This is a genomic window from Achromobacter mucicolens, assembly GCF_902859725.1.
Classification (GTDB): domain Bacteria; phylum Pseudomonadota; class Gammaproteobacteria; order Burkholderiales; family Burkholderiaceae_B; genus Achromobacter; species Achromobacter mucicolens.
On record NZ_CADIJP010000002.1, the window covers coordinates 209,379 to 228,950 of the forward strand.

General features: G+C 64.6%; 18 protein-coding genes. 14 read left to right on the forward strand and 4 right to left on the reverse strand.

The annotated features are described in order from the left end of the window. Positions 1–405 precede the first annotated feature (405 nt). The 4 genes from HV786_RS02755 (at position 406) to pssA (ending at position 4,743) form a co-directional block, all read left to right on the forward strand. Positions 406–2,175, forward strand: coding sequence for an acetolactate synthase 3 catalytic subunit (locus HV786_RS02755; RefSeq protein WP_223576600.1), 1,770 nt, complete (start codon positions 406–408; stop codon positions 2,173–2,175). A 12-nt stretch (positions 2,176–2,187) separates the two neighbouring features. Next, positions 2,188–2,679, forward strand: a complete 492-nt coding sequence (ilvN, locus tag HV786_RS02760; protein ID WP_006223608.1) for an acetolactate synthase small subunit — start codon at positions 2,188–2,190, stop codon at positions 2,677–2,679. Between the two features lie 73 nt (positions 2,680–2,752). Then, positions 2,753–3,769, forward strand: a complete 1,017-nt coding sequence (gene ilvC / locus HV786_RS02765) for a ketol-acid reductoisomerase (RefSeq protein WP_062840423.1) — start codon at positions 2,753–2,755, stop codon at positions 3,767–3,769. Between the two features lie 200 nt (positions 3,770–3,969). Continuing rightward, entirely contained in the window at positions 3,970–4,743 is a 774-nt protein-coding gene (pssA, locus tag HV786_RS02770; RefSeq protein ID WP_056321436.1) for a CDP-diacylglycerol--serine O-phosphatidyltransferase, read from the forward strand. A gap of 96 nt (positions 4,744–4,839) precedes the next feature. On the opposite strand, the gene HV786_RS02775 is transcribed toward pssA, so the two are convergent. Beyond that, complete coding sequence (locus HV786_RS02775) at positions 4,840–5,358, reverse strand: hypothetical protein (protein ID WP_128827600.1); 519 nt, start codon at positions 5,356–5,358, stop codon at positions 4,840–4,842. Positions 5,359–5,673: 315 nt separating this feature from the next. Here HV786_RS02775 and rpsO point away from each other — a divergent pair, with 315 nt between their 5' ends. The 6 genes from rpsO to HV786_RS02805 all read left to right on the forward strand — a co-directional run bounded on the left by rpsO (position 5,674) and on the right by HV786_RS02805 (position 12,839). Next, positions 5,674–5,943, forward strand: coding sequence for a 30S ribosomal protein S15 (gene rpsO / locus HV786_RS02780; RefSeq protein ID WP_006223612.1), 270 nt, complete (start codon positions 5,674–5,676; stop codon positions 5,941–5,943). A 90-nt stretch (positions 5,944–6,033) separates the two neighbouring features. Continuing rightward, the gene (gene pnp, locus HV786_RS02785; protein WP_062840426.1) at positions 6,034–8,196 is read left to right on the forward strand and encodes a polyribonucleotide nucleotidyltransferase; all 2,163 of its coding nucleotides are present in this window, start codon (positions 6,034–6,036) and stop codon (positions 8,194–8,196) included. A gap of 190 nt (positions 8,197–8,386) precedes the next feature. Next, complete coding sequence (locus HV786_RS02790) at positions 8,387–9,112, forward strand: hypothetical protein (RefSeq protein WP_128827601.1); 726 nt, start codon at positions 8,387–8,389, stop codon at positions 9,110–9,112. A 13-nt stretch (positions 9,113–9,125) separates the two neighbouring features. Beyond that, positions 9,126–10,343 carry a threonine ammonia-lyase gene (locus tag HV786_RS02795; protein ID WP_175209938.1) on the forward strand — a complete coding sequence of 406 codons (1,218 nt, stop codon included), beginning with the start codon at positions 9,126–9,128 and terminating at the stop codon, positions 10,341–10,343. Between the two features lie 557 nt (positions 10,344–10,900). Beyond that, positions 10,901–11,323: a tripartite tricarboxylate transporter TctB family protein gene (locus tag HV786_RS02800; protein WP_056321452.1), complete on the forward strand. Its 423-nt coding sequence runs from the start codon at positions 10,901–10,903 to the stop codon at positions 11,321–11,323. Between the two features lie 10 nt (positions 11,324–11,333). Then, positions 11,334–12,839, forward strand: coding sequence for a tripartite tricarboxylate transporter permease (locus tag HV786_RS02805; protein ID WP_056568544.1), 1,506 nt, complete (start codon positions 11,334–11,336; stop codon positions 12,837–12,839). 60 nt (positions 12,840–12,899) lie between these two features. On the opposite strand, the gene HV786_RS02810 is transcribed toward HV786_RS02805, so the two are convergent. Continuing rightward, the gene (locus HV786_RS02810; RefSeq protein ID WP_252870132.1) at positions 12,900–13,442 is read right to left on the reverse strand and encodes a PIN domain-containing protein; all 543 of its coding nucleotides are present in this window, start codon (positions 13,440–13,442) and stop codon (positions 12,900–12,902) included. Positions 13,443–13,633: 191 nt separating this feature from the next. Continuing rightward, the gene (locus HV786_RS02815) at positions 13,634–14,299 is read right to left on the reverse strand and encodes an SOS response-associated peptidase (RefSeq protein ID WP_128827603.1); all 666 of its coding nucleotides are present in this window, start codon (positions 14,297–14,299) and stop codon (positions 13,634–13,636) included. 563 nt (positions 14,300–14,862) lie between these two features. Between HV786_RS02815 and HV786_RS02820 the strand changes: the two genes are divergently transcribed. From HV786_RS02820 to HV786_RS02835, 4 genes are all read left to right on the forward strand, one after another. Then, complete coding sequence (locus HV786_RS02820; RefSeq protein WP_128827604.1) at positions 14,863–15,777, forward strand: LysR family transcriptional regulator; 915 nt, start codon at positions 14,863–14,865, stop codon at positions 15,775–15,777. A 173-nt stretch (positions 15,778–15,950) separates the two neighbouring features. Further along, a complete protein-coding gene (locus HV786_RS02825) occupies positions 15,951–17,159 on the forward strand; it encodes a CaiB/BaiF CoA transferase family protein (protein ID WP_128827605.1) in 1,209 nt (402 codons plus the stop codon). Positions 17,160–17,234: 75 nt separating this feature from the next. Continuing rightward, positions 17,235–18,194, forward strand: coding sequence for a Bug family tripartite tricarboxylate transporter substrate binding protein (locus HV786_RS02830; protein WP_062840444.1), 960 nt, complete (start codon positions 17,235–17,237; stop codon positions 18,192–18,194). 16 nt (positions 18,195–18,210) lie between these two features. Then, positions 18,211–19,128, forward strand: coding sequence for a hydroxymethylglutaryl-CoA lyase (locus tag HV786_RS02835; RefSeq protein ID WP_128827606.1), 918 nt, complete (start codon positions 18,211–18,213; stop codon positions 19,126–19,128). Position 19,129: 1 nt separating this feature from the next. On the opposite strand, the gene HV786_RS02840 is transcribed toward HV786_RS02835, so the two are convergent. Beyond that, positions 19,130–19,567, reverse strand: coding sequence for a universal stress protein (locus tag HV786_RS02840; protein ID WP_128827607.1), 438 nt, complete (start codon positions 19,565–19,567; stop codon positions 19,130–19,132). Between the last annotated feature and the right edge of the window lie 5 nt (positions 19,568–19,572).

The window sequence follows — 19,572 nt, forward strand, 5'->3', positions numbered from 1 at the left end:
GGTTCTGGACGACGCAACAAGTATAGAGAGGCCATCGCGGGTTTTGGGGCCGGATAGTTACCGAACCCTCCGTGCAACGGTCGGCAAAAGCCGATTTGCCACCTTTGACGCAACGCGGTAAATTGCCACACTTGCTTCGGTCTGCCTATCCGAAACCGGAGCGTTGATGCGAACGGCCAGGGTCACATCCCAGCCGTCCTGCAGCAAGTCACACCTGCCGTTGGCCGCGCCACAAGCGTGTGTTGCCAAGGCTTCCATTTCGACCTCCAGCGTCCCCAAGGGGCGTTTGCACTGCGTTCTGTCGAGCGTGTGCCGGGTCGGCAAGGTGTCCGGGTGGCGTGGCTCCGTGAGCCGCTAAGCGCCGGATCATGTTGTCGTAACCGGTATGGGTTCAGTTGCCGCCGTATCCGGGCGCGCAGCAGTCAGGGTTGCAGGGCCGGTACTGAAAGGAACTACAACATGGAAATGAATGGCGCCGACATCGTCGTGCGCTGCCTGGCCGATGAAGGCGTGGAACACGTTTTCGGCTACCCTGGCGGCGCGGTGCTCTATATCTACGACGCAATCTTCAAGCAAGACAAATTCCAGCATATCCTGGTTCGTCACGAGCAAGCTGCCGTGCACGCGGCCGATGCCTATTCGCGCTCGTCGCAAAAGGTCGGCGTCTGCATCGTGACCAGCGGTCCGGGCGTGACCAATGCCGTCACCGGCATTGCCACCGCCTACATGGACTCCATCCCGATGGTCATCATCAGCGGGCAGGTGCCCACTGCGGCTATTGGCGAAGACGCCTTCCAGGAATGCGACACCGTCGGCATCACGCGTCCCTGCGTCAAGCACAACTTCCTGGTGCGTGACGTCAAGGACCTGGCCGAAACCATGCGCCGCGCGTTCTACATTGCGCGCACGGGCCGTCCGGGCCCGGTGCTGGTGGATATCCCCAAGGACATCACCGTCGCGCAGTGCAAGTACGTGCCGCCCAAGGGCGAGATCTCGATGCGTTCCTACGCGCCCGTCAACAAGGGCCACCAGGGACAGATCAAGAAGGCCGTGCAGATGCTGCTGGCCGCCGAACGCCCCATGATCTACACGGGCGGCGGCGTCATCCTCTCGAATGCCGCGCCCGAGCTCAACAAGCTCGTGACGCAGCTGGGCGCGCCCTGCACCAGCACCCTCATGGGTCTGGGCGGCTTCCCGGCCAGCAGCGGCCAGTTCGTGGGCATGCCCGGCATGCACGGCACGTACGAGGCCAACATGGCCATGCAGCACTGCGACGTGCTGCTTGCCATCGGCGCCCGCTTCGATGACCGCGTGATCGGCAATCCCAAGCACTTCGCGCAGAACGCCCGCAAGATCATCCATATCGACATCGATCCCTCGTCGATCTCCAAGCGCGTGCGCGTGGATGTCCCGATCGTGGGCAACGTCAAGGACGTTCTGGCCGACCTCAGCGCGCAGTTCGAGATCGCCGCCGCCGAGCACAAGCCGGCCTCGCTCGCCAAGTGGTGGGACCAGGTCGAGACGTGGCGCGGCAAGGAATGCCTGAAGTTCGCCAACTCGACCGAAGTCATCAAGCCGCAGTACGTGGTGGAAAAGCTCTGGGAAGTGACGGGCGGCGACGCTTTCGTCACCTCGGACGTCGGCCAGCACCAGATGTGGGCCGCGCAGTACTACAAGTTCGACAAGCCGCGCCGCTGGATCAACTCCGGCGGCCTGGGCACCATGGGTGTGGGCCTGCCGTACGCCATGGGCGTGCAGATGGCCAATCCGGGCAAGGACGTCGCCGTCATCACCGGCGAAGCCTCGATCCAGATGAACATCCAGGAACTGTCGACCTGCCACCAGTACCGCCTGACGCCCAAGATCGTCTGCCTGAACAATCGTTTTCTGGGCATGGTGCGCCAGTGGCAGCAGATCGACTACGGCTCGCGCTATTCCGAGTCGTACATGGATTCGCTGCCCGATTTCGTCAAGGTTGCCGAGGCCTATGGCCACGTGGGCCTGCGCATCGAACGCCCGGCCGACGTCGAACCGGCCCTGCGCGAGGCGTTTGGCAAGCACAAGGAGCGCCTGGTCTTCCTGGACTTCATCACCGACCGCACCGAAAACGTGTGGCCGATGGTCAAGGCCGGCCGCGGGCTGACCGAAATGCTGCTCGGCTCTGAAGACCTGTAAGGAGGCCCCGCAATGAAGCACGTGATTTCCGTCCTCCTCGAAAACGAACCCGGCGCGCTGTCGCGCGTGGTGGGCCTGTTTTCCGCGCGGGGCTACAACATCGAAACCCTGACCGTGGCGCCCACCGAGGATTCCACGCTGTCGCGCATGACCATCGTCACGACCGGTTCGGACGAGGTCATCGAACAGATCACCAAGCATTTGAACCGCCTGGTCGATGTCGTGAAGGTGGTGGACCTGACCGAAGGCGCCCACATCGAGCGCGAGCTGATGCTCGTGAAGGTGCGCGCCGTCGGCAAGGAACGCGAGGAAATGAAGCGCATGGCGGACATCTTCCGCGGCCGCATCATCGACGTCACCGATAAGTCCTACACCATCGAACTGACCGGGGTGCAGGAAAAAGTACAGGCCTTCCTCGAGGCCCTGGACCGCAGTGCCATCCTTGAAACCGTGCGCACCGGCGTGTCCGGCATCGGACGCGGTGAACGGATTTTGAAGATTTGACCGGCCTTCCAGGCCTGCCTCACCCTACATCTGAATCAAACGAATATCCAAATACTGGAATCTGGAGCACAACATGAAAGTTTTCTACGACAAAGACTGCGATCTGTCCCTCATCAAAGGCAAGACCGTCGCCATCATCGGTTACGGCTCGCAAGGCCACGCGCACGCGCTGAACCTGCATGAGTCGGGCGTGAAGGTCATCGTCGGCCTGCGCAAGGGCGGCGCCTCGTGGAACAAGGCCGCCAACGCCGGCCTGGAAGTCAAGGAAGTCGCGGACGCCGTCAAGTCGGCCGACATCGTCATGATGCTGCTGCCCGACGAGAACATCGCTTCGGTCTACAACAACGAAGTCCACGCCAACATCAAGGCGGGCGCCGCCCTGGCGTTTGCCCACGGTTTCAACGTGCACTACGGCCAGGTCGTGCCGCGCGAAGACATCGACGTCATCATGATCGCCCCGAAGGCCCCCGGCCACACGGTGCGCAACACGTACAAGCAAGGTGGCGGCGTGCCCCACCTGGTGGCCGTGTACCAGGACAAGTCGGGCGCCGCGCGTGACGTGGCCCTGTCGTACGCCAGCGCCAACGGCGGCGGCCGTGCCGGCATCATCGAAACCAACTTCCGCGAAGAAACCGAAACCGACCTGTTCGGCGAACAGGCCGTGCTGTGCGGCGGTACCGTCGAACTGATCAAGGCCGGTTTCGACACGCTGGTGGAAGCCGGCTACGCGCCCGAAATGGCCTACTTCGAGTGCCTGCACGAGCTCAAGCTGATCGTCGACCTGATCTATGAAGGCGGTATCGCCAACATGAACTACTCGATTTCGAACAACGCCGAATTCGGCGAATACGAAACGGGTCCGAAGATCGTCACGGACGAAACTCGCAAGGCCATGCGCCAGTGCCTGACGGACATCCAGACCGGCGAATACGCCAAGAAGTTCATCCTGGAAAACGCCGCCGGCGCCCCGACGCTGACTTCGCGCCGCCGCATCAACGCGGAATCGCAGATCGAGCAAGTGGGCGGCAAGCTGCGCGCCATGATGCCCTGGATCGCCGCCAACAAGCTGGTGGACAAGTCCAAGAACTGATCCCCGGGCAGGCGGGGCTTTCAGGCCCCGCCGGTCAGGATCGAAGCGGCATGCCTCGCAAGGGCATGCCGCTTTTTTTGGCCTTTTTCTGCTTATTTACGGCCCCTGGCGCCAATTGGGCCGGGCACGATCCTTGCTGTAGCCCGCAAGCAGGGCCAGATAGGTTAACCTTTCAAAGTCCGTCGTAAGTTATTGAGACCATGCCCAATTTTTCCATGCGCGATTCCGAGAACCGCCACCGGAGCATTTACCTGCTCCCCAACGCGTTCACCACCGCCGCTTTGTTTGCCGGGTTCTATGCCGTTGTGCAGGCCATGAACGACCGCTTCGAAGTCGCCGCCATCGCCATTTTTGTCGCCATGGTGCTGGACGGCATGGACGGCCGGGTGGCCCGTCTGACCAACACCCAGTCCGCATTCGGCGAGCAATACGACTCGCTGTCCGACATGACGTCGTTTGGCGTGGCGCCGGCGCTGGTCATGTACGAATGGATCCTGAACGACCTTGGACGATGGGGCTGGCTGGCAGCCTTTGTGTATGTGTCGGGCGCGGCGCTGCGTCTGGCGCGCTTCAACACCAACATCGCCGTGGTCGACAAACGCTTCTTCCAGGGCCTGCCCAGTCCGGCCGCGGCCGCACTGGTGGCCGGTTTCGTGTGGCTGGCCGTGGACAACAAGCTGCCCATCCATGACAGCCTGATGGCCTGGGTGGCGTTCACGCTGACCATGTACGCCGGCATCACCATGGTGTCGAACGCGCCGTTCTTCAGCGGCAAGAGCTTCGCCCTGGGCCGCAGCGTGCCATTCTGGGGCATCCTGCTCGTCGTCGCGGTGTTCGTGTTCGTGTCCAGCGATCCTCCGGTGGTGCTGTTTGGCCTGTTCGTGCTGTACGGCCTGTCGGGCTGGGTCACCTGGGTCTGGCGCTGGAACAAGGTGCGCCGCCTGCAACAGGAGCGCCGGGGCCATTCCTCCTGAGGGCGCCCAAAAAGAAACCCGCCGATTCGAACTCGGCGGGTTTTTTCATTCTGGCGGGCCTTCAGGTCCGGGGCGCGGGAAGCCCGGGCGGGCCATCTACCACCAGTTGAACCGGTCGTCGTCGTACATGGGGTCCGGCCCGGGATGAAAGTGCGTCACCTTGCTGCCGTCGCGGCTCATGTAGACGTACATCAGCGAATTCCACACGCCGTTTTCCTTGTAGCGGTACGACCAGACGACTTCGCGCTTTTCGCCCAGCCCGGCCTGGTCGATGCGGGCGGGAGGTCCGAATTCGCAGCGCACGCGATCCGGCCCCCAATCTCCCGTCTCCAGCACCTTGAAATGCGCGTCGGTCAACAGCGGCATCACCCGGTCGACCCGTTCATCGGGACCGACGTTGGCGCCCCACGCATACTGGCCCATCGGCTGCTGCGTCCAGATCACGCGCCGGCCGCCGTTGGCCTGGGGACATTCGAAGTTGGGCGCGCCAAATTGCGCCTGGACTTGCGACAGCGGGGTGCCGGGCGGCACCTCGGTCATGTTGGCGCAGGCGGCCAGACCGGCCAGCGCGATCGATGCGGCGGTCAAGCGGACCATTCGGTATGGGCTGATCATGTCCTTCTCCTGTGGGGTGGGCGTTGCCGCCTCGACCGGCCATTGGCCGGGTCCAGTCTCCTTGCTGGGGTAATTCTAGCGAATCAGCTATAATCGCCGAGCTTTATCAAATGTATTGATTCTGCAAGATCCTTTGCGCCAGCCGCTGGTGGCTTGTCGCAGTGCCCGCAACACGGCGTCACGCCTTATTTGCCGGTCCTGCCCGATCCCGCCAATGGCAGCAGTGAGAAAGCGAATTCAAGCCTGGCTCGCGCAAATTTTTTCCAAACCACGTCAGGGCGCCTCGGCCCTGTCGCATGTCCGAAGAGGTCATCAATGTCTGTAGCTGACATCAAGAAATCCGATATCGTTGCGCAATTCCAACGCGCTCAGGGCGATACCGGCTCCCCCGAAGTTCAGGTGGCTCTGCTCACCGCCCGTATCAACGAGCTGACCGGTCACTTCAAAGAACACATGAAGGATCATCACTCGCGCCGCGGTCTGCTGCGTATGGTCAGCCGTCGCCGCAAGCTGCTCGACTATCTCAAGGGCCGCAATCCCGATTCGTACCGCGCACTGATCGAAAAACTCGGTCTGCGCAAGTGATCGACGGGGCTGGCTCCCCATGACGCAACCGTGGTCGGTGCGACGCATGTCGCAGCGGCCACGGTTTTTCATTTGTAAGGAATAATCGTCATGTTCAACAAAGTGACTAAATCGTTCCAGTACGGCCAGCACACGGTCGTCCTGGAAACTGGCGAGATCGCTCGCCAGGCCTCCGGCGCCGTTGTGGTGTCGATCGAGGACACCGTCGTCCTGGCCACCGTCGTGGCTGCCAAGAAGGCCAAGCCGGGTCAGACGTTCTTCCCGCTGACCGTCGACTACATCGAAAAGACCTACGCCGCCGGCCGCATCCCGGGCGGGTTCTTCAAGCGCGAAGGCAAGCCCTCCGAAAAGGAAACGCTGACGTCGCGCCTGATCGACCGTCCGCTGCGTCCGCTGTTCCCCGAAGACTTCTACAACGAAGTCCAGGTGGTCCTGCACACGCTGTCGGTCAATCCTGAAATCGATCCCGACATCGCCGCCATGATCGGCGCCTCGGCCGCGCTGGCCATCTCGGGCATCCCGTTCAATGGCCCGATCGGCGCCGCGCGCGTGGGTTACATCGATGGTCAATACACCATCAATCCGACCGCATCGGAACTGAAGTCCTCCAAGCTGAACCTGGTTGTCGCCGGCACGGAAAACGCCGTGCTGATGGTCGAATCGGAAGCTGACCAGCTTTCCGAAGAAATCATGTTGGGCGGCGTGGTCTATGGCCACCAGCAAATGCAGACCGTCATCAACGCCATTCACGACCTCGTGAAGGACGCCGGCAAGCCCGATTGGGATTGGCAGGCTCCCGCCAAGGACGAGGCCCTGATCGCCGCGGTTACCGCCGCCGCCCAGGAAGGCCTTAACGCCGCCTACCAGATCCGCGAAAAGCAGGCCCGCACGGCCAAGCTGCGTGAAGTGTCGGCCGAAGTGTCGGCCAAGCTGGCCGCCGCCGCCGCCGAAAAGGGCGAATCGGCTCCCGACGCCGTTACGGTCGACAACATCATGTTCTCGCTGGAATCGGCCATCGTCCGCGGCCAGATCCTGAACGGCGAACCGCGTATCGACGGCCGCGACACCCGCACCGTGCGTCCGATCAGCGTGCGTCTGGGCGTGCTGCCCCGCGCGCACGGCAGCGCGCTGTTCACCCGTGGCGAAACCCAGGCGCTGGTCGTGGCCACGCTGGGCACCAAGCAAGACGAGCAGATCATCGACGCGCTCATGGGCGAGTACCGTGACCGCTTCATGATGCACTACAACATGCCTCCGTTCGCCACCGGCGAAACCGGCCGCATCGGTGTGCCCAAGCGCCGCGAAATCGGCCACGGCCGCCTCGCCAAGCGTTCGCTGGTTCCGGTGCTGCCCGCCCCCGAAGACTTCCAGTACACGATCCGCCTCGTGTCGGAAATCACCGAATCCAACGGCTCCTCGTCGATGGCCTCGGTCTGCGGCGGCTCGCTCGCCATGATGGACGCTGGCGTGCCCATCAAGGATCACGTGGCCGGCGTGGCCATGGGCCTGATCCTGGACGGCGGCAAGTTCGCCGTGCTGACGGACATCCTGGGCGACGAAGATCACCTGGGCGACATGGACTTCAAGGTTGCGGGCACCGAAAACGGCGTCACCGCACTGCAGATGGACATCAAGATCCAGGGCATCACCAAGGAAATCATGCAGGTTGCGCTGGACCAGGCCCGCGAAGGCCGTCTGCACATCCTCGGCAAGATGAAGGAAGCCCTGGACGGTTCGCGCGGCGAGCTGTCGGCTTTCGCGCCGCGCATGCTGACCATCAAGATCAACCCCGAGAAGATCCGTGACGTGATCGGCAAGGGCGGCGCCACCATCCGCGCGCTGACCGAAGAAACCGGCACGCAGATCGACATCTCCGACGACGGCACGATCGTGATCGCCAGCGTCGACGAAGCGCAGGCCAAGGAAGCCCAGCGCCGCATCGTCGAGCTGACCGCCGACGTCGAAGTGGGCCAGATCTACGAAGGCTCGGTTCTGCGTCTGCTGGACTTCGGCGCCATCGTGCAAGTGCTGCCGGGCCGCGACGGCCTGCTGCACATCTCCGAAATCGCCAACTACCGCATCGCGAACATCAACGATGTGCTGAAGGTCGGCCAGCAAGTCCGCGTCAAGGTCATCGAGGCCGACGACAAGGGCCGTCTGCGCCTGTCCATCAAGGCGATCGGCGGCATCGAGCAGCAGCAAGCCGCTGCCGCTCCCGAAGCCGCTCCCCAATCGGAACCGCAAGCTGAATAAGCCTGCAGCCTCCTGATTGAAAGACGGCGCCGCAGGCGCCGTTTTTTTTGCCTGCGTCGTGGCAGCCATGCGGGGCGGCCCGCGGCTCCCCAGTTCGCCCGCCTTCCTGTAAAGTCTTGCGCGAGAGACGCGCCGCCCCGATGCGGCGCGCTTCACGCTTGATCTAAGGGGGCAGACGGATGAGCAAGGCATGACGGCGTGGCCGATAACCGCAGTCACCACGGCGCTGCTGGCTGCGCTGTTGACGGGCTGCATGACTCCCCCCGGGCCGGGTCAGCGCGGCCCCAAGGGCGAGGACATGACGGCCGACCAGTTCGCGCAGACGGACTTCAACCGCACCGTCACGCTGGAGGTGCGAGACAACCTGACCAGCCTGTATTCGCTGCTCGACAAGCTGTATCGCCGCAATCCCCGAGAGTGGCGCAAAACCGGCGTGCCGGACCTGGCCACGGCGGTCAACCGCGTCAAGCATTCCATCGAAGTGCGCGTGCCCCCTTCCGACCTGGCCGGTCTGCGCGACATCCAGATCCTGGCGGTTGCGCTGGATCCCAACTATCCGGGCGACCGGGTCGGCGCCTTCATCTACGGCCTGGCCGACACCATCATCGCCGCGCACAACGGCAAGACGCGCCTGTACGCCACCGACGCCCTGGATGGCCAGCGGGTCTACAATGCCGCTCGGAACGTCGAGGCCGCGGCCTGGCTGCTGGCCACGCGCCGCAACAACCAGGGCGAACTGCTGCTGTTGGCCAATGAGATTTCCCCGAACGCCACGAATCTCAGCTTCGAGCGCGAGTTCGGCGCCATCATCGGCCGGCTGGACCTGATCGCCAACCTGCTCGGCGAAAACTCCCGGCGCATCGGCATCAACTACGCTCAGGGCCTGTTGCTCTTCAACTTCCTGCCTGTGCGTTAACAGGATTTCCATCGTGATCGATATCGCATCCATCCAGGCCGCCCGCGAGAACCTGCGCGGGCAGGTGCTCAAGACCCCGTTCACCCTGTCCCGCACGCTGTCCGACATCTTCGGCGCCGAGATCTGGCTGAAGTTCGAGAATCTGCAGTTCACCGCGTCGTTCAAGGAGCGCGGCGCGCTGAACCGCATGCTCACGCTTTCAGACGCCGAGCGCGCCAAGGGCGTGATCGCGGTCTCGGCGGGCAATCACGCTCAGGGCGTGGCCTACCATGCGCAGCGCATGGGTGTGCCGGCGGTGATCGTGATGCCGCGGTTCACCCCGACTGTGAAGGTCGCCAATACGCGGCGCTTCGGCGCCGAAGTCGTCCTGGCGGGCGACACCTTCGATGACGCCAAGGCGCGCGGCTACGAACTTGCCCAGGAGCGCGGCCTGATAATGATCCACCCCTATGACGACGAAGCCGTCATGGCCGGGCAGGGCACCGTCGCGCTGGAAATGCTGGAAGACCAGCCCCAGCTCGATACCCTGGTCATCGCCATCGGCGGCGGCGGGCTGATCTCCGGGATTTCCACGGCCGCCAAGGCCGTGAACCCCGCCATCGAGATCGTGGGCGTGCAGACCGAGCGCTTTCCGGCCATGTACGCGGCCGTCCAGGGCGCCACCATGCCGCCGGGGCAGTACACCATTGCCGAGGGCATCGCCGTCAAATCGCCCGGCGATCTGACGCTGCCCGTCGTGCGCCGGCTGGTCGACCGGATCGAACTGGTCAGCGAGGCGGACATCGAGCATGCCATCGTCGTGCTGCTGGAAATTGAAAAGACCGTCGTCGAAGGCGCCGGCGCCGCCGGCCTGGCCGCCTTGCTGCGCGCGCAGGAAGAGGGCAGCGACCGCTACAAGGGCAAACGCATCGGGCTGGTGCTCACCGGCGGCAATATCGATCCGCTGATGCTGGGCGAATTGATCGAGCGCGGCATGGTCCGCGCCGGACGCCTGGCGCGCATCCGCGTCGACCTGCGCGACCTGCCGGGCGCGCTGGCCCACGCCACCAAGCTCATTGCCGACGCGCAAGCCAACATCACGGAAGTGCATCACCAGCGCGCGTTCACGTCGCTGCCGGTGCGCAATGTCGAGGTGGATTTTGTCCTCCAGACGCGTGGTCCCGAGCATATCCAGGAAGTGATCGACGTCCTGAACGCGGCGGGATTCGCCGCCAGCAACCACGACCACTGATCCGCCGCGCGGCGTCGTCACGCCGCCATTGCTTTCAAGTTCCTGTCAGAAAGCTGTCGCTCCCGCCGAGTTTTTGGCGGGAGCGATTTTTCATGGGCGAGGCTAACGGATCGACCGGCCGAACGGCCCGATCGTTTGCGGCCCCGGCATGACTGAATTGGCCCACTTGCACGCCTCTGACCCCAAAAAAATGCATCCGCATATTTCACGATGGCGGGCGTTGAATTTTTCATGGAACTTTTTGGCGTCAAGCTAACTTCCGCGAAAAACAGTCTTTTCAGGTGATATTCCGGGATTGCATCGCCATTTTCTTGCTGGCCCTCGACCGCCCGGCGTCCATTCCATGTTCTAGGGATATCCCCCAGAAAGTCATGGTTGATACCGATATGGATTGTGTCGTTCCACGATTTACCATCCCGCGTTCATGTCGTTGCCGCCTTCTGAAGCGGCTTCGTCGAAAGAGAAACGTTCGCATTTGAGGCTGTCTTTTGCTGGCTGCGACGAATTAGGGAGAAAGCAGATTGATAAGAAACAGACAGGATTTCTGGTCTGGCGTGATGTTTATCGTGGTGGGAGGAGGCTTCGCCTTGCAGGCGACCACGTATTCCATGGGAACCGCGGCGCGCATGGGCCCCGGCTACTTTCCGTTCTGGCTCGGCATCGTGCTGGCGCTGATGGGCGCGACGGTGCTGATGAGCGCCTTGTCCCCCCGCGCCGAAACCACGACCATCGGCCGCTATGACTTTCGCATCCTCTTTCTCGTCGTCGGGTCCGTGTTCCTGTACGGCTTTTCCCTGCGCTATCTCGGGCTGTATCTCTCGGTATTCCTGCTCGTCCTGATCAGCAGCGTTGCCAGCCACGAATTCAACTGGAAGGTCGCCGTCGCCAACGGCCTGTTCCTCGTGGCGTTCTCCTACCTCGCGTTCATTCGCGGGCTGGGTCTCATCTTTCCGCTGTGGCCCAGCGTGCTGACCAACTGAGGGACCGGACATGGAACTGCTTCAAAACCTGATGCTGGGCTTTTCGGTGGCATTCACCCCCGAAAACCTGACCTACGCATTCATCGGCTGCCTGCTGGGCACGCTGGTGGGGGTGCTGCCGGGACTCGGACCCGTGCCGACCATCGCCATGCTGCTGCCCATCACCTACGTGCTGCCGCCCACCGCGGGCCTCATCATGCTGGCCGGCATCTACTACGGCACGCAGTATGGCGGCTCGACCACGGCCATTCTGGTGAACTTGCCCGGCGAGACCTCGGCGGTGGTGACCGTGCTGGACGGGCACCAGATGGCCCGAAACGGGCGGGCTGGGGCCGCGCTATCGCTGGCGGCCATCGGCTCGTTCTTTGCGGGCAGCGTCGCCACCGTGCTGATCGCCGCCTTTGCGCCGCCGCTGGCCGAAGTGGCCTTTGCGTTCGGGCCAGCCGAGTACTTCTCGCTGATGGCCCTGGGCCTGATCGGCGCCGTGGTGTTGGCGTCGGGCTCGCTGCCAAAGGCCATCTGCATGATCCTGCTCGGGTTGCTGCTGGGCATGGTCGGCACCGACGTGAACTCGGGCGTTGCGCGCTACGACTTCAGCATCCCTGAACTGCAGGACGGCATCGACTTCGCGATCGTGGCCATGGGCGTGTTCGGCCTGTCGGAAATCATGAGCAACCTGGAACTGAAGGAAAACCGGGTCGAGATCACCGACAAGGTGGGATCGCTGTATCCCAGCCGCCAGGAATTCCGCGAGGCCGCGCCGGCAATCGTGCGCGGCACGGCGCTGGGCTCGGCCCTGGGCATCCTGCCGGGCGGCGGTTCGGTGCTGTCGGCGTTCGCGTCCTACACGCTGGAAAAGAAGCTCTCGAAAGAGCCGCAGCGCTTCGGCAAGGGCCACCCGGCCGGTCTGGCCGGTCCCGAATCGGCCAACAACGCCGGCGCGCAGACCTCGTTCATCCCGCTGCTGACCCTGGGCATCCCGGGCAACGCGGTGATGGCGCTGATGGTCGGCGCGATGACCATCCACAACATCCAGCCCGGTCCGCAGGTCATGTCCAGTCACCCGGAGCTGTTCTGGGGGCTGATCGCCTCGATGTGGATCGGCAACCTGATGCTCGTGGTGCTGAACCTGCCGCTGATCGGCATCTGGGTCAAGCTGCTGCGCGTGCCGTATCGCATGCTGTTCCCCGCGATCCTGGTCTTCTGCACGATCGGGGTGTATTCACTGAACTACAACGCCTTCGACATCTTCATGTTCGCCATCTTCGGCATCATCGGCTACGTCTGGAGCAAGCTGGGGTGTGAAGGCGCGCCGCTGCTGCTTGGCCTGGTGCTGGGGCCCATGATGGAAGAAAACTTCCGCCGGGCGCTGCTCCTGTCGCGCGGCGAGTTCTCCACCTTTGTCACGCGCCCGCTGTCGGCCACGCTGCTCGCGCTTGCCGCGATCCTGCTGGTGCTGGTGGCATTGCCCGCGCTGCGCAAGAAGCGCGAAGAAGCCTTCGTCGAGGTCGACTGACTTTTTTGGATCCGGTTGGCTCCGGGTCTGGTTCGGCGCAAGCCGGCCAGACCCTTTTTTTTATTGCCTGGCCACCAGGTTCTTCAGGCCGTAAAGGCGTTCCCGATGCAGGGTTGCCGTCAACGGCTCCGGGTCACGGCCCAGCGCGACATAGTCCGCCGGAATCTGCGCGATCGCATCCTGCATGTTTTCGGACCCCGCATGCCACCACTGCACCAGCATCCGGTCCGGGTTGTAGACGTCCAGGCCCTGGCGGCGCAGCTCGGAACGGTTGAAGTCCTTCAGATTCCACGTCAGCACCTGGACGGTCGGCGTCTGCGGCAGCCCGCAGCGCGCGCGCCGCGCCAGCCCGGCCGCGATCACATGGAAATCCTTGGGGTCGCTATAGCGCAGCGACGCCTCATAGACCTGCGTGTCGGATTCCAGGGCCGCCGGAAACCGCGCGTTCATGTCCGCCCAGAAATCGGCCATCACCTCGGGCGGAATCTCCCAGATCCGGCAGGCGTTGCGGCGCCATTCCTCGCCAATGCGCTCGGTCCACACGGGCTGAAACACACCGGCCTCGGCCAGCCGCAGCAACAGCCGGCGCAGGATGCCAGACATGAGGACGCAGGCGTCCAGAACGATAAACGGGGGAGAAGGAGGGGGCAGGCTCAAGATCGATTCGGCCGCGGGTCCGGAAAACGCGCACACGCTGCGCGCCGCGGACGCCCGGGCGGGCGGAAAAATGGAAGGCGAGGCAGAAGGATAGTGTTTTTTTGGACGCGTTGCCGGGCGGGGCAATACATACGCGCTCAACCCAGCGGCGTGGCCGTCAGCTGTTCCGCCGGAAACGGGACCAGCATTTCGCGGCTTCGCTCCGTTGCGGCGGTCAGCCAGTCGCCGTATGCGCCTTCGGGCAAGATCACCACCATGCGCTTTTCCGTGCCGGGCTGGTGGTAGCGGCTGAACAGGGGATCGAGGTCGGCGTTGATGGTGAGCATGGTGTAGCTCTCGTGCCATTGTCCCGCCGCATCGCGATACCGGTCCCACAGTCCTGCGATGCCCATGGGCTTGCCGTCGGCGCGGGTGAAGCGGGTAGCCACGGCCTTGCCGGAGGTCCAGTCGGGTTCCAAGATGGCGTCGGCGGGAATGATGCAGCGTTGCGCGCGGCGCCAGGCGTTGCCGAAGGTGTAGGACGCGGCGGCCGTCTCGGCGCGGGCGTTGAAGGTGGACAGCTTGCTGGCGCGGTCCAGGCCGCCCGTGCGGGTCATGGCGCTGATCAAGCCCCAGCGGCCGGTGACGGCCTCGCGTTCCGGGACGGCATCGTCGCCCGCGTCGTGCTCGGGCGGGCGGCGCACGAACAGCCCTTCGTAACGAGGCCACATGTCGTACTTGCCGATGGCGGCGGGTTTGCGGCGCACGCCGAACTTCTGCAGTAGCAGTTCGGCGTCTTTCAGCGTCTGATAGTGCGAACACATGGACGGCTCCCGGTCTATCGGGCGGCGCGCTGGGAGCGCGTCTCGATGTCCAAGCTTGCCGCGCCGGTGCGCGGTTTGTCCAGTGCGGGGGTGATGCGAGGGGGTGGTGCCCGAGACCGGAATCGAACCGGTACGGCCGCGAGGCCGAGGGATTTTCTTACCACTTCGGCTTTCGCCGCCAGCACAGGCTTGCTGTTCGTGGTCTGGAGCACGCCTTCACCATAGCCTTGTTGGCCTTAGGTGCCCGCCGTCTGCTCTCTACACCTTCCCCGGTTGACCACCGGGGCTTGGCTCGGCATTAGCGCGGACGGGGTCCAGGGCCTTCACCGAGTTTGACGGGCTACACCTTTGGAGTTTCCTCCAAAGGGCTCAAATTTGTTCAAGTCCCTTGTGTCTACCAATTTCACCACTCGGGCGATGCGCGGTCCGCGTGGGGCCGGCAGCGGGCGAGACTATACCATCTAGACCGCATGGCCGCGCGCGCGGCGGCGAATTGTTGCCGCGGCCGCGCGCGGGTAAACCCCGATCCCTGCGGGCCCGGACTCCGGACGACACTTTGCGCCATGAAACCCAGCCCGCCCGCCCCGCCATCCCGCGATATCGACCCCGTTTCCCTGCGCCTGTTCCTGGCGGCCTTGGAAGAGGGCAGCCTGGCGCGCGCCGCCGCCCGTGAAAACATCGTGCCGTCCGCAGTCAGCAAGCGCATGTCGGAGATGGAGGACGCGTTTGGCGTGCCGCTGCTTGAGCGCGGCGTAAAGGGCGTGCAGCCGACGCCGGCGGGCGATGCGCTGGCCGCGCACGTGCGCCGCGTGCTGGAGGATATGGACCGCATGCACCGCGACATGGCGGGATTCGCGACCGGGGTGCGCGGGCATATCCGGCTGGCGGTCAGTTTCGCGGCCCTGTCGGGTGACCTGCCGGCGCAGATCCAGTCTTTTCGCCGCGCGAACCCGCAGATCGACATCTCGTTGGAAGAGGACACCACGCAGACGGCCTTTCGTGCGGTGCTGGAAGGGCAGGCAGACGTGGCCGCGGGATCGGACTTCGGCCACGACGGTCTGCAGGTATTTCCCTTTGGTCATTGCGAACTGGCGGCGGTAGTGCCCGGCCGGCACCTGCTGGCCGACCGCGAGACGCTGGGGTATGCGCAATTGCTTCCGTTCGAATTGATCGAGCTGAACCGGGACAACGGCATCAGCAGCGTGTTCGACCAGGCCGCGCGCGAAGCGGGCATGACGCGCCGCATCAGCGCGCGGGTCAGTTCGCACGAGACCATCTGCCTGCTCGTGGCGCGCGGCATGGGCGTGGCCGTGGTGCCGCATTACCTTAAGGCGCGGCTGGCGCACCTGGACATCCGCTTCATTCCGCTGGAGGGGCCCTGGTCCAGCACGCCGCTATGCATTGCGGTGCGGGATCCGGATGCCTTGTCGCCGGCCGCCCGCGCGCTGCTGGCGCATCTGGGCGTGCTGGGCAGCTGACGGGCGTCTCAGGGGTAACCCGGACGTTCCCAAACGAGAATGCCCCCGTGCTGAAAGACCGCTACCCGCCCTGGGCGCCCGCCCGCGATCATGCACGCAGGCGGGCGGCGGCGGGCGAGTGTCCCTGGCTGCCGCCGCGCTTCCATCGAACAGGCTGGCAAGAGGATCCCGAGATGACAGCAGCACCGGCTTCACCCTTCATGGACAGCACCGAACTGCCCCTGCGCGGCATCAAGGTCCTGGAACTGTCCCACATGATCATGGGGCCGGCCGCCGGCCTGTCGCTGGCGGACCTGGGCGCCGATGTCATCAAGGTGGAACCCATCGATGGCGACCGCACGCGTCGTCTGAAGGGATCCGGCAGCGGCTACTTTCCCGTCTTCAACCGCAACAAGCAGAGCCTGGCGATCGACCTGAAGTCGCCCGAGGGGCAGGAGGTCGTGCGCAAGCTGGCGCTTCAGACCGACATGATCGTGGAGAACTTCCGCGACGGCAGCCTGGCGCAGTACGGCCTGGATTATGAATCGCTGTCGGCCGAGAACCCGGGGCTGATCTATGTGTCGCTCAAGGGCTTTCTGTCCGGTCCCTACAAGCACCGCACGGCGCTGGACGAGGTGGTGCAGATGATGGGCGGGCTGGCCTACATCAACGGCGGCGCGGACACGCCGCAACGGGTGGCGGCGTCGGTCAACGACATCCTGGGCGGCACGTTCGGGGTGGTGGGCGCGCTTGCCGCGCTGCACGACCGCCACGCAACGGGCCGCGGACGCCATGTCCGGTCCGGGCTTTTCGAAAACAATCTTCTACTCGTTGCGCAGTTCATCGCGCAGTTTCAGCTGACGGGCACGGCGCCCAAACCCATGGGCGCGGAGCGCAAGCCGCCATGGGGCGTGTACGACGTCTTCGAGACGGCGGATGGCCGCGTGTTCGTCGCGGTGGTGGGCGATGCGCAATGGCGCAACTTCGCGCAGAAATTCCTGCCCCCAGAATGGGCCGCGGACCCGCGCCTGGCCACCGCCGTCGATCGCGAGGCGGCGCGTTCGTGGCTGGTGCCGGGCGTCGGTGAAATCCTGAAGACCTGGAAGACCGACGACCTGTGCGCCGCGCTGGAAGAGGCCAACCTGTCGTATGGCCCGATCCGCCAGCCGCACGACCTGCTCGACGATGCGCACTTGAACGCTGGCGGCGCGCTGCTGAAAACGCGGCTGCCGGACGGCGGCGAAATCTCGGCTGCCGCGCTGCCCATCGAGTTCGACGGCCGCAAGGCGGGCAAGCGGTTCGATCCGCCCACGCAGGGCGCGCAGACTCACGCGATTCTGCAGGGCCTGGGGCTGGATGCGGCCCGCATCGACGCGTTGCGCGCTTCGGGAGTGATTGCATGAACGACGGGCAGTAGCGCCCGATCCCTGTCGAGGCGGCGCCAGACCGCCAAGACATCCATCAAAGAGGAGACAACCATGATCCGCAAACTCGTTGCGCTGGCCGCATTGGCCGTGGCATGTGCTGCAAACGCGCAGGACTATCCCAGCAAGCCCATCCGCATCATCATCCCGTCCACCCCAGGCGGCGGCACCGACTACATCGGCCGCCTGATGAGCACCAAGCTGCACGAGCTGAACGGCTGGGCGGTGGTGCCCGAGAACAAGCCCGGCGCTGGCACCGCGCTGGGCCTGGCGGAGGCCGCGCGGTCGCCCGCGCAGGGCTATGACCTGGTGATCGGCCAGTCCGACAACGTCACGCTGATTCCGCTGCTGATGAAAGTGGCCTACGACCCGGTCAAGGACCTGACGCCCGTGGCGCTGGTGGCCACCACGCCGATGGTGCTGCTGGTGGCCGAGGGATCGCCCTACAAGACGCTGCCCGAGGTGATCGAGGCGGCCAGGAAGGAACCCAACAAGATCTCGTATGGCACGTCGGGCACGGGTGGCGGCGTGCACATCGCCATGGAGATGCTGCAGCACGCAGCCGGCTTCAAGATGCAGCACGTGCCCTACAAAGGGTCCGCCCCGGCGTTGGCCGACCTGATGGGCGGCCATTTGCAGTTCGCGGGTTCGTCGATTTCCTCGGCGGCCACGCTGATCAAGTCCGGCAAGGTGCGCGCGCTGGCGGTGACTTCGCCCAAGCGCAATCCCGCCTTGCCCGACGTGCCGACCGTGGCGGAGCTGGGCTACAAGGATTTCAGCGTGGTGACCTACTACGGCGTGCTTGCCCCGGCCAAGACGCCCGACGCCATCGTGGCTCGCTTGAACACCGACTTCAACAAGCTGCTTGCCCGGCAGGACGTGAAGGACGCGCTGGCGGCGCAGGGATTGGAGACCGATCCGGTGTCCAGCGCGCAGTTTGCGGCGCTGATCCAGTCGGACATCGGCAAGGCGCGGCAAACCATCAAGAGCGCCGGCATCGTCATTCAGCAATAGGATCACGGGAATGCATATGAACCAGGAAGTCAGGCTTTGCGAGGTGGGGCCGCGCGACGGACTGCAGATGGCCAACGGCATGATGGCGGGCGCCGACAAGCTGCGGTGGATCCGGCAGTTGGCCGATGCCGGCCTGCGGGAAATCGAGGTGGGCAGCTTCGTGTCGCCGCGGCTCGTGCCGCAGATGGCGGACACCGGCGACATCTTGCCCGAGGTCCTGAAGATCGAGGGGCTGACGGTGTGCGCGCTGGCCTGCAACCTGAAGGGCGCGATCGCGGCGTATGAGGCGGGCGCGCATGTGCTGGCGTTTCCGGTATCGGTCAGCGACACGCATAGCCGCGCCAACGTCGGCAAGGGCACCGACGCGCAGGTCGACATGCTGGCTGCCATCGTCGACTGGGTCCGTGCACAGGCGCGGCCCATGCGCGTCGACGCGGCCGTTGCCACGGCGTTCGGTTGTTCGATGGAAGGAGAGGTGCCGGTGCGGCGCGTGGCCGACGTGGCGCAAGCCGTGGCGCGGGCCGGCGCCGACGAAATCGCCCTGGCCGATACCGTGGGCTATGCCCACCCCGGGCGGGTGCGCGAGGCGGTGCGGGCCGCGCAGGACGCGGTGGGAGCACGGCTGACCAAGCTGCATCTGCACGACACGATGGGGCTGGGTCTGGCCAACGCGCTGGCGGGGCTGGACGAAGGCATCCGCGCCTTCGATTCCTGCCTGGGCGGCCTGGGGGGATGCCCGTTCGCGCCGGGGGCGTCGGGCAACATCGTCACGGAAGATCTGGTGTTCATGCTGGAAAGCATGGGCTTTCGAACCGGCGTCGACCTGTCCCACCTGCTGGCGGCACGGCCGCTCCTGGCCGATTCACTGCCGCAGGAAAGATTGCGCAGCGGCGTGGCCGCCGCCGGCATTCCCAAGACCTACGCGGCCGCGTAGCTCAGCGATACACCAGAACCGGAAGCGTGCTGTGCGCCAGCACCTTCTGGGTCTGGCTGCCCAGCAGCAGCGCGGCCACGCCGCCGCGGCCGTGCGAGGACATGGCGATCAGGTCGCAATTGCGCGTCATGGCCACGTCTACAATTACCTGGTACGGCGACTCGCTTTCGCGCATTTCCGTGACGCAGGCCACCCCCGCGGTGCTGGCCTTGCCGGCGGCTTCGGACAAATAGGAGCTGGCGAGTTCGCGCGCCTGGTTTTCGTAGACGCCGCGCATGCCTTCGAGCTGCACGGTTTCCATGGAAGGCATCTGGAAAGGGCTGTACACGGTCAGGACTGTGACGCTGGCGCCCAACTCGCGGGCAAGCGCAAGCGCCTGCTCCAGACCGGAATTGGCCAGGCTGGATCCGTCGATGGGGATGAGTATGTGCTTGTACATGGCAA